At 43.0% G+C, this 12,653-nt stretch carries 13 protein-coding genes; 1 reads left to right on the top strand and 12 read right to left on the bottom strand.

Annotated elements, in window-relative coordinates:
• Positions 1 to 75: 75 nt before the first annotated feature.
• Positions 76 to 546 carry a transcriptional regulator NrdR gene (gene nrdR / locus IEW05_RS04360; RefSeq protein ID WP_188536179.1) on the bottom strand — a complete coding sequence of 157 codons (471 nt, stop codon included), beginning with the start codon at positions 544 to 546 and terminating at the stop codon, positions 76 to 78.
• A 131-nt stretch (positions 547 to 677) separates the two neighbouring features.
• On the opposite strand from nrdR, the gene IEW05_RS04355 reads away from it, so the two are divergent.
• The gene (locus IEW05_RS04355; RefSeq protein ID WP_188536177.1) at positions 678 to 896 is read left to right on the top strand and encodes an alpha/beta-type small acid-soluble spore protein; all 219 of its coding nucleotides are present in this window, start codon (positions 678 to 680) and stop codon (positions 894 to 896) included.
• 100 nt (positions 897 to 996) lie between these two features.
• Here IEW05_RS04355 and IEW05_RS04350 read toward each other — a convergent pair whose 3' ends face one another.
• The 11 genes from IEW05_RS04350 to IEW05_RS04300 form a co-directional block, all read right to left on the bottom strand.
• Entirely contained in the window at positions 997 to 1,560 is a 564-nt protein-coding gene (locus tag IEW05_RS04350; protein WP_188536175.1) for a lytic transglycosylase domain-containing protein, read from the bottom strand.
• Positions 1,557 to 2,153 carry a dephospho-CoA kinase gene (gene coaE, locus IEW05_RS04345; protein ID WP_188536173.1) on the bottom strand — a complete coding sequence of 199 codons (597 nt, stop codon included), beginning with the start codon at positions 2,151 to 2,153 and terminating at the stop codon, positions 1,557 to 1,559. Before coaE ends, IEW05_RS04350 begins: the two co-directional genes overlap by 4 nt.
• A complete protein-coding gene (gene mutM, locus IEW05_RS04340; protein ID WP_188536171.1) occupies positions 2,150 to 3,010 on the bottom strand; it encodes a DNA-formamidopyrimidine glycosylase in 861 nt (286 codons plus the stop codon). Before mutM ends, coaE begins: the two co-directional genes overlap by 4 nt.
• A gap of 30 nt (positions 3,011 to 3,040) precedes the next feature.
• A complete protein-coding gene (gene polA / locus IEW05_RS04335) occupies positions 3,041 to 5,707 on the bottom strand; it encodes a DNA polymerase I (protein ID WP_188536169.1) in 2,667 nt (888 codons plus the stop codon).
• A 400-nt stretch (positions 5,708 to 6,107) separates the two neighbouring features.
• Positions 6,108 to 6,758, bottom strand: coding sequence for a phosphate signaling complex protein PhoU (gene phoU, locus IEW05_RS04330; protein ID WP_188536167.1), 651 nt, complete (start codon positions 6,756 to 6,758; stop codon positions 6,108 to 6,110).
• Between the two features lie 20 nt (positions 6,759 to 6,778).
• Positions 6,779 to 7,534: a phosphate ABC transporter ATP-binding protein PstB gene (gene pstB, locus IEW05_RS04325; protein ID WP_188536165.1), complete on the bottom strand. Its 756-nt coding sequence runs from the start codon at positions 7,532 to 7,534 to the stop codon at positions 6,779 to 6,781.
• Between the two features lie 305 nt (positions 7,535 to 7,839).
• Positions 7,840 to 8,568: a GntR family transcriptional regulator gene (locus tag IEW05_RS04320; RefSeq protein ID WP_188536163.1), complete on the bottom strand. Its 729-nt coding sequence runs from the start codon at positions 8,566 to 8,568 to the stop codon at positions 7,840 to 7,842.
• Positions 8,568 to 9,584 carry a sugar kinase gene (locus IEW05_RS04315; protein ID WP_188536161.1) on the bottom strand — a complete coding sequence of 339 codons (1,017 nt, stop codon included), beginning with the start codon at positions 9,582 to 9,584 and terminating at the stop codon, positions 8,568 to 8,570. Before IEW05_RS04315 ends, IEW05_RS04320 begins: the two co-directional genes overlap by 1 nt.
• Positions 9,577 to 10,332: a 2-dehydro-3-deoxy-phosphogluconate aldolase gene (dagF, locus tag IEW05_RS04310; protein ID WP_188536159.1), complete on the bottom strand. Its 756-nt coding sequence runs from the start codon at positions 10,330 to 10,332 to the stop codon at positions 9,577 to 9,579. The genes IEW05_RS04315 and dagF overlap by 8 nt, the downstream gene beginning before the upstream one ends.
• 2 nt (positions 10,333 to 10,334) lie before the next feature.
• Positions 10,335 to 11,438: a DgaE family pyridoxal phosphate-dependent ammonia lyase gene (locus IEW05_RS04305; protein WP_188536157.1), complete on the bottom strand. Its 1,104-nt coding sequence runs from the start codon at positions 11,436 to 11,438 to the stop codon at positions 10,335 to 10,337.
• Complete coding sequence (locus IEW05_RS04300) at positions 11,416 to 12,516, bottom strand: amidohydrolase/deacetylase family metallohydrolase (RefSeq protein WP_188536155.1); 1,101 nt, start codon at positions 12,514 to 12,516, stop codon at positions 11,416 to 11,418. Before IEW05_RS04300 ends, IEW05_RS04305 begins: the two co-directional genes overlap by 23 nt.
• Between the last annotated feature and the right edge of the window lie 137 nt (positions 12,517 to 12,653).

Raw genomic sequence — 12,653 nt, 5'->3', positions numbered from 1 at the left:
ATTAGTTTTGTTAACGCAGTGTAAAAAAATACATCTGCGGATTTCGCAGATGTATTTGATAGGGCTTGTCCTATTTTATTTGTCGGATCCTGTATTTTTGGACAATAGATTTTTGAGCTCTTTCATAAACATATTAATATCTTTAAAACGACGATATACGGAAGCAAAACGCACAAATGCGACCTCATCAACCGGATAAAGTTGTTCCATAACTAATTCACCGATTTCCCTGCTCTCAACCTCAGCATTAGCTGAATGCCGCAGCGAACGTTCCGCTTCGGAGACAATCGATTCAAGTTGCTCAACAGATACTGGCCGTTTCTCACAAGCTCGAATTAAACCACGCAACATTTTCTCGCGGCTGAATTCCTCACGGCTACCATCCTTCTTAATTACGATGAGAGGCATTTCCTCCACCATTTCAAAGGTAGTGAACCGACGACTACACTTCTCACATTCACGCCTGCGCCGAATCGAACGATTCTCATTTGCTGGTCTTGAATCCAGCACTTTCGTTCCTAAATAGTCGCAATAGGGGCATTTCAAGTCATCCGCCCTCCCTTCTCTAATATCTCTTATCTCTTTGTAATAATTCCAAAAAATAACTTATAAAATGCGTAATGAAGTTTGTCATCCCTGTACATAATACTGTTACCAACCACAAGGAGGTGAACAACATGAGCCAAAACAACTCTTCGAATAACCTGGTGGTTAAACAAGCTTCCGGGGCACTTGAACAAATGAAATACGAAGTTGCTCAAGAACTTGGCATTTCTTTCCCGAAAGATGGATACGCTGGTAACCTGACTTCATACGAAAACGGTTCGATCGGTGGTTACATCACAAAACGCTTAGTGACCCTGGCAGAACAATCACTTGCAGGTCAATTTAAATAACCAATCGATCAGAGAAAGCATTGGTAGGCTCACGCCTCCAGTGCTTTCTTTAATATATATACCCTAACCTGCCCTTTAGGGGAAGTTTTTTTCGTTGAACTTAGAATTCGTCGTAAATTTTGGAGTACTGTTTAAAATAATGGGATACTCGCTGAACGTAATGTCTTGTTTCCCCAAACGGAATATCCTTTGATGCTTCGAGTGTTCCATCCCATCTCCCACTCTTGATCCAATTCTTAACATTAGTTGGACCCGCGTTGTATGCAGCGATCATCGCAATTTCATTCCCATCAAACTGGTCGAACAAGTATTTCAGATACCAGGTTCCAATCTCGATGTTCGTTGCTGGTTCTTCTTTAACCCTTTCAAGTTCCACATCCGTATACTTTGCTTTTTCAATGACCCATTTAGCTGTATCCGGCATAATTTGCATAACACCAAGCGCGCCTTTCTTAGACACAGCCCCCGTTTTAAAATTGGTCTCAACCCGTATAATTGCAGCAACCAACCTTGGATCAAGATCATTGTTCTCCGCATGATAACGAATTTCATCCTTATATTGAATCGGGTAGAATAACGAAAGCCAACTCGAGTTAAGAAATAAAATACCTGTAAAGCCGATGAATAAAAGTAACAGCACCCTTTTTTTTCGAAGCCACCTCATAACAAACCTTTGTCCCGCATAAAGTTATCGATCTGACTTAACGTCTCGTCCAGCCCGAGGCTATTGTCAATCAATATATCCGCCCTCTCCCTCTTTGCTTCAATATCCATTTGCGCATTTAGCCTATCCTCCGCGTCTTTGCGGTTAAGGCCATCTCTTTGCATTAGCCGCTCTAGTTGGATTTCTCTGGGTACATAAACGACCATGATCTCATCGTATAAGTCCTCGAGCCTGGATTCATATAGCAAAGGAATATCCGCAACAACCAGACGTTTAGGATCTTCAGCTTCATATTCTACCATACGTCTACGCATTTCCACTCGAATCGCAGGGTGTGTAATATCTTCAAGAGCTTTACGTTCCTCTGGATTTGAGAATATAATGCTTCCTAATCTTTTTCGGTTCAGCGTACCATCTGGAAACAGAATGGAGGGACCAAAAGTATCAACCACAGTCCCAAGTACCGGGTGACCTGGCTCCATGATTTCCCTGGCAATTACATCGGCATCGATTAACACTGCACCTCGCTTCACCAGTTCTTGAGAAACGGTGCTCTTACCCGATGCGATTCCACCAGTCAAACCGATATTCATCCCTTCACCTCATTACTTTGATCAGAAGTGAATGGTCTTTGGCAGTTCGGACAATAGTGGGTGCCACGTCCCCCCACGACGGTCTTCTCCACAGCATGTCCGCAAGAAACACAGGGTTCACCCTTTCGTCCATAAATTTGGAAAGAATGCTGGAACATCCCCATTTCCCCTTGACCATTCACAAATGATTTAATTGAAGAGCCTCCAGCGTCCACGGCTTCTTGCAGCGTCGATTTAATCGCTTCATATAATTCGTCAAGCTTAGCCGCGCTCAGTTCTTTTGCAGGATACTCAGGATGTATTCCCGCTCTAAATAACGCTTCATCCACATAAATATTCCCCAGCCCGACCACATATTCCTGATTAAGTAATGCCGGTTTGATCTTGGTCGACCGCCCCGAAATCACTTCACGAAAAGCCTCTGCAGTGAATGAACTATCAAGTGGCTCTAATCCCAGTTTGGCTAATGGATTCATCGTAAATTCCTCACCAGTTCGGAACAAGTGCATCGTTCCAAATTGCCGTACATCTTTGTATCTTAACTCTGAACCATCGGTGAAATGGAAAATGACATGAGTATGCTTCTCAACAGGATCGCTTTTGTCATATAAACCATATCTTCCTTCCATCCGTAAATGGGATACCAGAACAAGACCGTCCATGATGATTCGCAAAAATTTACCCCGCCGACCGATCTCGAGAATTCGATGACCGATTAATTCTATTTCAAACCGCTTAATGTCGTCAGGTCGCTGAATAATTCTTGGGAGCGACACGGTCACGGATTGAATGGTTTTCCCAACGATTAATTCGGTCAATGTTCTTCTAACCGTCTCTACTTCAGGCAATTCCGGCATATTGCTCACCTCATTCAGTTAATATAAGAGTTACTTTGCTTCGTACCAATTTAAGCCACTGCTAACTTCAGCCTTGAGCGGAACAGATAACGGAAGGGCTTGACCCATAATTTCTGGCACAAGCTTACTCATGATATCCATTTCTTCCGGTGGAACCTCAAATACCAACTCATCGTGTACTTGCAATAACATTCGGCTTTTTAATCCTTGCTTCTTAAGTGCTTCATCCATCAACACCATCGCCAACTTGATGATATCTGCCGCCGTTCCTTGAATTGGCGTATTCATGGCTGTACGTTCGGCGAACGAACGAATATTGAAATTGGAAGCATTAATCTCCGGCAAATAACGCCGACGTTCTAAGAGTGTTTTTACATAACCATCCCGCTTTGCTTCGAGTACAATATCGTCCATATAGCGACGAACTCCCCCGAATGCTTGGAAATACTTCTCAATGAACTGAGCAGCTTCTTTACGCGTAATGTTCAGGTTCTGAGATAATCCATAATCACTAATCCCATATACAATCCCGAAGTTAACCGCTTTTGCGGAACGGCGCATGTTTGAATCTACTTGATCAGCCGATACACCGAATACATCCATCGCTGTTTTTGTATGAATATCCAGATCATGAAGGAAAGCCTCTTGTAACCCTTCATCTTCAGAAATATGAGCCAATACACGAAGTTCGATCTGGGAATAGTCGGCAGCGAGTATGAACCAACCTTCCTCCGATGGAACAAATACCTTGCGAATCTTGCGGCCCTCTTCCATCCGAATCGGAATGTTCTGCAAGTTCGGGAACTGACTGCTAAGTCTACCTGTAGCCGCAATGGTCTGGCGGTAATACGTATGCACCTTCCCAGTAATTGGCGAGATCTCCTTTAGCAATCCTTCTACATAAGTCGATTGCAACTTAGCAAGTTGACGATAGTCAAGAATATATTGAACGATCTCATGGTATGGAGCTAATTTCTCCAAAACTTCGGCATCTGTTGAATAACCAGTCTTGGTCTTCTTCATCACAGGCATACCTAACTTATCAAACAAAACCTCACCTAATTGTTTAGGTGAATTTAAATTAAACTCCAAACCAGCAATCTCGTAAATTTGTTTCATCAATTTAGCAATTTGTGACTCAAATTCTTTGCCTAACTGGATCAAATCATCCCGATTTACGGCCACACCTTGCTTCTCCATGTCTGCCAAAATACGAGACAAGGGCATTTCCAACTCATAAAACAATCTATTCATTTCATTCTTCTCAAGCTCATTTCGTTGTAACTCCATGATCTGTAACAACAACTGAGCTTTCCTAGCCAGATGCTTACTCAATATCTCCTGATCTGGTACTTTGAATTTAGCACCTTTGCCATATACCTCTTCATCAGATGCTATAATAGGCAACTTATATTTAGCAGCCAATCCACTAGTGGTTTGATTATTATCCGTAGGGTCAAGCAGATAAGCAGCCAGTTGAACATCATGCTCCTCGCCCGCCAAAGTAATACCTAACCAATGCAGTACTAAATCCGCTCGGTGTAGATCATATCCTCGTTTTGGCACAGAAGCGTCCCCTAGCCAGGCGACTATAACTTCTGCCTCCTTGCTCTTCAGAAAATCAAAAGGGACAAAGAAGTGACGTTCAGGGGTCGATAAAGTCATCCCCATTGCAATCGCGTGATGAGGATTATCACCATAAGACTCCACATACATCATTTCGATTTGTGGGAGAAGTTCTTTAAGTTCCGGTAATGTAGCCGTATCTACAATAGTTACATCTACTTCTGTCAAAGATTGAACATTACTGTCAGAGGTTGCCTCCCCTGCCGTGCCAACCGTAAAGTCTAGCCGTTCGAGTAGCGACTTAAACTCTAGTCTATGTAGCATTGGAGCAGCCTTATCCTCCTGCACGCCTGCAAAGGCCATATCTTCCCATGAGCGCTCAACGGGAACTTCATAGAAAATGGTAGCTAACTTCTTACTCATGCGCGCATCCTCCGCATGATTCACTAAATTTTCTTTCATCTTGCCCTTCATTTCATCCGTATGAGCCAATACTTCTTCAACCGATCCATACTGATGCAACAACTTCAATGCCGTTTTCTCTCCGATACCTGGAACACCTGGAATATTATCCGAAGTGTCACCCATCAATCCTTTCAGATCAATGATCTGTTCTGGACGAAGACCGTATCTTTCTTCAATCTCCTTCGGTCCATAGGGTTCTACTTCACTAATCCCCTTACGGGTCAACGCTACTTTTACATTATCCGAAACGACTTGGAGCATATCCTTATCGCCTGTAACAATAAGTACTTGACGACCAGACTCTTCTCCTTTTTTACTGATCGTACCAATAATGTCATCCGCCTCATAACCGGACAACTCAAACCAGGCAATCCCAAAGCTTTCGAGCAATTCTCGCATCAATGGGAACTGTTCCGATAACTCATGGGGGGTCTTCTCACGACCACCTTTATAATCCTTATATCCTTCGTGACGAAACGTTTCTTTCCCCGCATCAAACGCCACAAGAATATGACTTGGCTTCTCTTCTTGAATCAAACGTAGCAGCATGTTCGTGAATCCATACACCGCGTTCGTATGCAATCCTTTAGAATTTGTTAGCGGTGGCATAGCGAAGAATGCCCGGTAAATAATACTGTTACCATCAATAAGAATCAATTTTTCCATACAGCACCTACTCCTTCAGCTATACTCCTCCCTATATTCTAACACAAGCCTCCCTTTAATAAAAAAACAAAAAAGGCTACCCTACAAGTTGATTTCTTTAACCTGTAAGGTAACCTCTTGATTATAATGGATGTTCAAAAAATCAGCTTTTCAGCACCAGAGCCTATGCTTACGATGCTGCGTTTTTTCAAAACGCTTCAGAAGGTTGAATGAAGCTAGGGACTGAGGAGCGGAGCGTAGGCTAAACCTACGTGAGCACCTGAAATGTTTCTGTAGGAAACATACCCCGTAAGCATATGCTTGGCCCGGCTAATTTCAAGATTCGATGTCGATTTCGCTTCATGATTTACTTCGTGATCAAAAGATGAGTTTTTGAACTACCTTTTATATGAAACTTATTTTATTGATTCAAATCAGGGCGATGTCCTGTAACCAGATAAACAGCACTCTCACCAATATTTGTCGCATGATCAGCAATTCTTTCAATATAGCGTCCAACCAAAGTTAGCAACATCGCTTGTTCTGGATGCTCGACCATATAAGAATAAAGGTCACGAATCATTTGACTATATAAATGATCTACTTCGTCATCATCTTTAGCCATCTTATACGCTAAATCCGTATTTTCTTCCAAGTAAGATTCTAAGGATTCACTTATCATGAGAACAACCATCTCGGACATCTTAGGAATGTCAATCAAAGGTTTGATCAAGGTCTGACCTTCCAGACGCAATGTTACTTTAGCAATATCAACCGCTAAATCACCCATTCGTTCCAAGTCACTAGAAATCTTGAATGCTACGATAATTCGGCGAAGGTCTTTGGCTACTGGCTGTTGGGTCACTATTAATCGTGCACCAATGTCCATGATTTGTTCTTCCATCCTATTAAGCTTAAGATCACGCTCTATAACTTCTTTAGCTTTGCTTACATCCAAACTGTGTAATGCCTGAATGGATTCCTGTAGGGCATGTTCCACATGCTCTCCCATTTGCCCCAGTAACTGACGAAGTTCTTCTAGATTTCGATCAAATTCCTTTCTTTGAATCATAGATCATATGCTCCCTTCTCTTAACCGAAACGTCCGGAAATATAGTCTTCAGTGCGTGAATCCTGTGGAGTAGAGAATAGCTCCTTAGTATCCCCGGCCTCTACGATCTCACCGTTCAGGAAGAACACAGTCCGACCTGAAATACGAGCCGCTTGATGCATGTTATGCGTTACCATAACAATAGTATACCTATCTTGGAGTTGTCCAACTAGTTCTTCAATTTTTAAAGTTGAAATAGGATCGAGCGCCGAGGTTGCTTCATCCATAAGCAGAATATCAGGACGAACAGCTATCGCACGCGCAATGCATAAACGTTGCTGTTGCCCACCGGACAAACTAAGAGCGGATCTCTTCAGGAAATCTTTAACCTCGTCCCATAGAACTGCTTGCCGCAAACTTTGCTCAACAATCTCATCCAACTCGGCTTTATTTTTTACCCCATGGAGTCTAGGACCGTAAGCAACATTATCATAAATTGATTTAGGAAATGGATTTGGTTGTTGGAATACCATTCCCACTTGTTTGCGGAGTGATTCCACCTGTACATCGTCACCATAAATTTCTGTACCGGCTATTTGTACAGAGCCTTCAATTCGGGTGCCGACAACCATGTCATTCATCCGATTCAGCGTCCGTAGAAGCGTCGACTTACCACAGCCAGACGGTCCAATAAACGCAGTAATTGCTTTTTCTGGAATTTCCATTGATACATTCTTAAGCGCATGAAATTGATCGTAATACAAATTCAATTTATCAATACGAATGATTGGTTCCATGTCACTGCTCCTTCTCTAATTAAACATCTCTACCAGCACCAAAACGTAAACTCGGAAAACCCATGCCAACGTTTCAGGTAGAAGATGGGATCAGACCTGTAAGCCATCTTCTTCAGTTTCTCTGTTTCATTTCATTTCTAGTCCATTTTCTCACGAATATCACAATTTTACATTCTCTATGTAAACGATATTAGCCCTGAATGTAAACGCAGTGTAAAATCTGCACCACCATACCGAAGAAAAAAGGCTATCCGCATAGCGAAAAGTCGCTTTTAGGGATAACCTTTATATAGCACTCGGCCTAGTTACACATCATAATTCACAACATAACTTTGCAATTCCGTATTGTAATAACCTACACTGAATTCGATCAAATTACCTTGTACATCATAAGAATACCTGGATCTCTTCAGTACGGCTGTTCCCTTCTTTATCCCTAGTATTTCCCCCACTTCTTCTGGTGGAAGAGCCACTGCAAATTCATCTCGAAGCTTATCCAAAGAGATCTCTTGTTCTTCAAGTAATTCATATAGGGATTGAGCAGCATTTAAATCTGACAAGTCTACCTCATCGATAGCTATGGAAAGATAATGTGTGTAATGGATATAGGGCACAGCATCCAGACTATATACGCGTTGTAAGCTTAAACAGCGTTCACCAAACAACCGATAGAGTTCAGTTTCAGCTTCATTATGGGTAACTCCCGCTCGTAACCATTGTTTTTGGAGTTGATACCCTTCATCCACTAAAATCTCCGTGAACCGTTTCCACTTGGACAGCTTAGAAGCAGACGTATTCCGGATCACCTTCGTTCCTTTACCGCTGCCTTTCTCAACATAACCTTCTTGGGCTAATTCTTGAATTGCATTACGCACTGTAATTTTGCTAACTGCGAACTCTTTCTCCAACTGGGGTTCCGAAGGGATATTTGTTCCTAAGGAATAGGTACCATATAAAATCCGATCCTTCAGGATGTTTTTGATTTGTAAATATAACGGTTTGTCTTTGCGGGACAAGCTCACGTTGGTTGTCACTACCTTTCTACATCGCCTATGGATTCTGTCATCGCCCGGAGAACTTCCTCCGCAGATGCCATGGGAGTATCCCCTACGACCGTATGGGCCAACATTCCAGCCGTTGCAGCAAATTGGACCGTCTTCACAGCAGGGAAGCCCTCCATCTCACCATGTATGATTCCACTAGTGTAGGCATCGCCTGCACCTATTCTATCATAGACGGAAAAGGTTAATGTACTTGAAAACGTGAAGCTTTGATCCTTAAATATAAACCCGCGCAATGAATGTGAATTATCACTATGAATGGATCGGTGAGTTCCTGCTATAGTACGGATACCATACCGCTTAGCAACTACTGGAATCAACTCCACAAGCTGGTCTTCTCGTTGCTCTTTTGTAGTTTCCATCCCTAAGGTAAAGATAGCATCTTTTTCATTCATCATGACGATATCGGCCAGTTCTAGCATTTCTTCATAATGTGGCTTCGCCCTTGTATATCCATCCTCACCCCAAAGAGAGGGACGATAATTACAATCAAAAATAACGGTCCCCCCGTGTTGTTTAACCGCCCTAGCCAAAGCTTTCATATGATTACGAACACCATCATTCATAGATAAAGTGATTCCGCAAAAATGAATCGCATCGATTTCCATGGCAATGCCTTCATAATCATACGTACCTTCTGGTGATGTGTTAAAGCTGCTATCCATTCGATTACTATAGGTTACACGACTCGGCCGGACACCAAATCCATTTTCTAAAAAATACATACCAAGATAACTTCCACCCCGGATTATAAGCGATGAAGCAACACCCAGTTTACGAAGATATGCTGCTGCTGCATCTCCGAGGGGATTGACGGGTAATCGGGTTACGAGGTAACCGTTATGTCCAAAGCGTCCTAAGGCCGAAGCTACATTCACTCCGGTACCGGAAAAAGAATAGTTCAATGTACTTGCCTGCGATAGCAATTCGAATCCAGGTACTTGTAAACGCATCATGACCTCTCCGAAGGCCGCTATGTTCTTAGGCATATAAATCCGCCAACTTCTTCATGATTACTAGTAAATCACGCACATCTTGAACATTCGTTTTTCCTGTTTCTTTATCGATAATCGAAGAATATACATGAGGAATAACTTGCGGAACTCCAGCTTCTAACGCAATACGCAGGATCGCTTCGAAATTGTCCATATCGATTCCACCAGTTGGCTCTAAAGCGAATCCTGTCTCGGCACAAGCCTCGGCTACAGCTCGGAACTCATCTTCACGACTCAGTCCTTGCATTGGGAAATACTTGAGTGCATTCCCTCCCATGTCCTTGACCAACGCGATTGCAGATCTAATAGGAACAATAGCTAACTCATCCTGCGTAGAGCTAATCGCACCTGTTGAGATATTCACGTATCCAGGACGACCGGTAGGAGCTATCATACTGTTAATCCAGCTATCCTTCTCCCCAAGATTAGCACGTGTCGCCCCAACAGCAGGAAATGCTTGATTAATGTGACTACCTGGATAATATTTTGCAATCTCAGCTACAACAGCCGCTTGGCGGCTATCCCCTGCTCCAAGTCCAATGGATACGGCTTCGTCTATTTCTTGACCGTATTGTTTCATAGCCACTACCGCTTCTTCTACGGTTGCATAGTCTTTAGACAAAACACCGACTAGCACATACCCTTCCGCTGCTTCAAAGACCTCTTTAGCATTGGCAACATCCTTGGCTAATACATTTAATGCAACACGACCTTTATAAAAACGCTTAGCGATATTAGACATATTTATTGTCCCCCAACTAATTCACGTATTTTTGATTCAATAACTGTAATATCATCACCCTGTAATGGGCGTGGATCGATATCGAAATACCCCTGTCGCACCCCATAATCCCGGGTATAGATCGCAATTTCCCCATTCTGCAGTCCCGATGCAACTTGCTTAGCGTTAGTACCTGCCTGCTCCGGATCAATGTGAATGCGCCCACGGTAGATCGCTCGCCCTGCTTCATCCTGAACAATGGATACCCGCACTCCTGCGATTTCATTTAGCGGCATTAAAGTTTGAAGTGTTTCTTTTTCTTGCTCACTTCGATCTTGCTTCACGATGTATTCATCCAATGCCTGAAGCAGTCCGTAGGTAACTTCTTTCCCCACTTTCATGCTTCGTCCAATGCCGTATAATTGCACTTTAAGCCATTCCACATAAGTGCGTTTCCCTGCAACGATCCCTGATGTAGGTCCTTCAATGGCCTTAGACCCACTGTAAATCGCCAGGTCCGAAACCTTAACATACTTTTGGATATCCTCTTCCGCAGCAGCATCCACGATTAATGGAATACCTCTACGCTGAGCAACCTCCCATGCCTCTTCTACGGAAATCATATTTTTCTGAACAGCATGATGCGATTTCACGTACAGGATAGCAGCTGTTTTGTCCGATATAGCTTCTTCAATGTGCTCAGCTTTGCCTTCATTGGCGTATCCAACTTCCAGCAGCTTACCACCACCTAAGAATACCATCGTCTCAACAGGTGCACCATACTGCACATTATGACCCTTCAGAATGATGATTTCATTCTTCTGGATTTCCTCCTGGTGTAGACGCTCACTACGGCGGCGATTTCCTTGCGTCACGATAGCCGCTACAGAAAGGGCTATGCCGCTTGAGGCTGAGTTCACTACGACGGCTGCCTCAGAGTCTACAATCTTCGCTATGTAATCCCCTGCTTTATCAACCAAATCGGCAATTTCCACATAGCTTTGCCCGCCTTGCTTCATCGCCTCCATTACGGTATCTGTCGGAGCCGAAACCCCAAGAATACTCATTCGTCCGCTAGCATTAATGACACGTTTTAGTCCATATTTAGCATTCAATGTATTCCCCACCTATAACCACTCCTCTCGTTTCGATCACTTGATCCGATACTCTTTGCTCCCCTTCAGAATCGATGAGTACCGTCTGTTCATTTCGTAGAGTAAATAACGTCAAGTTCGCTTGATCACCTACTTGGATTCGACCAAGCTCTGGTTTTCCTAGCCAAGCTGCTGCATGTGTCGTGACTGCCGCAATAATCTCTTCAAGTGAATATCCTAGGTACAGAAATTTGGTAAGAACATTCGCCAAGCTGTATACCGGACCGTTAAGCCGATTTCCCCGGTAAATATCGGTGCTAATCGTATGAAACCCTATTCCCTGCTGTTTGGCCGCTTCAGCCACCTTAAAAGAAAAGCTTGCCGTACCATGCCCCACATCTAAATGAACTCCTCTGTTAATCGCATCGATTAACACTTGAAGTGGTTTTCCCTCCATATCGAACAGATTATTTCTCTTTCCATTAAGATAGTGAGTAATTATATCTTTTCGCTCTAAAAGTGGAATAACCTCCTCAATATTCGGCGGTGCTGAACCTATGTGAACCATTACCGGCAGTGCTGTTTCATCGGAAAGTTCCCGCGCAATGCGTAGTGGTTCAATTCCGCTATCTCCAACAACACTACTGCTAATTCGTGCTTTTAAACCAACGATAACGTCCCCGTATGCTTTGACCGCCAGCTTAACCTTCTCGCGATTTATCCATTCCATATTGGACAGTTCATCGATTCTCTTTAGACCTATCCGAGAAATATTTAGAAACGCAAATAAATTCGTCTTAGCCTGTTTGCTATCAGCAACTAGATCAGGAATCCGATCAGCTCCGCAACTTCCAGCATCAACAATGGTCGTTACTCCTTGTTTGACTCCAATCTCATCGATCTCGTCACCATACGGAGAGAATTCAGGAAAAGCATGGACATGCATGTCGATCCAACCACTTGATACATAGGTGCCTGCTCCATCCCAAACTTGTTCCCCGTGCCCCTCTCCGGCAATAGCTATCTCGGCTATTTTACCGCTCTCAATAACGATATCAATTTCTTCACCGTTTACACGTTTTACATTGCGAAGGACGAAACTATTCTTCAAAGTTCTCACCTCTTTCAATATAACATTATAATGTTTAAGATAGCATGAATAGTTCATTAAGTAAATATAACGTTATAATGTTTATGATTGTAGTGCTCCATAAATAACTAAACTCCTCAATCACTTCATTTACAAAA

It is taken from the genome of Paenibacillus segetis, assembly GCF_014639155.1.
GTDB lineage: Bacteria > Bacillota > Bacilli > Paenibacillales > Paenibacillaceae > Fontibacillus > Fontibacillus segetis.
The sequence above is the reverse complement of the archived record's forward strand: the minus strand, read 5'-3'. Positions and strand labels throughout refer to the sequence as shown.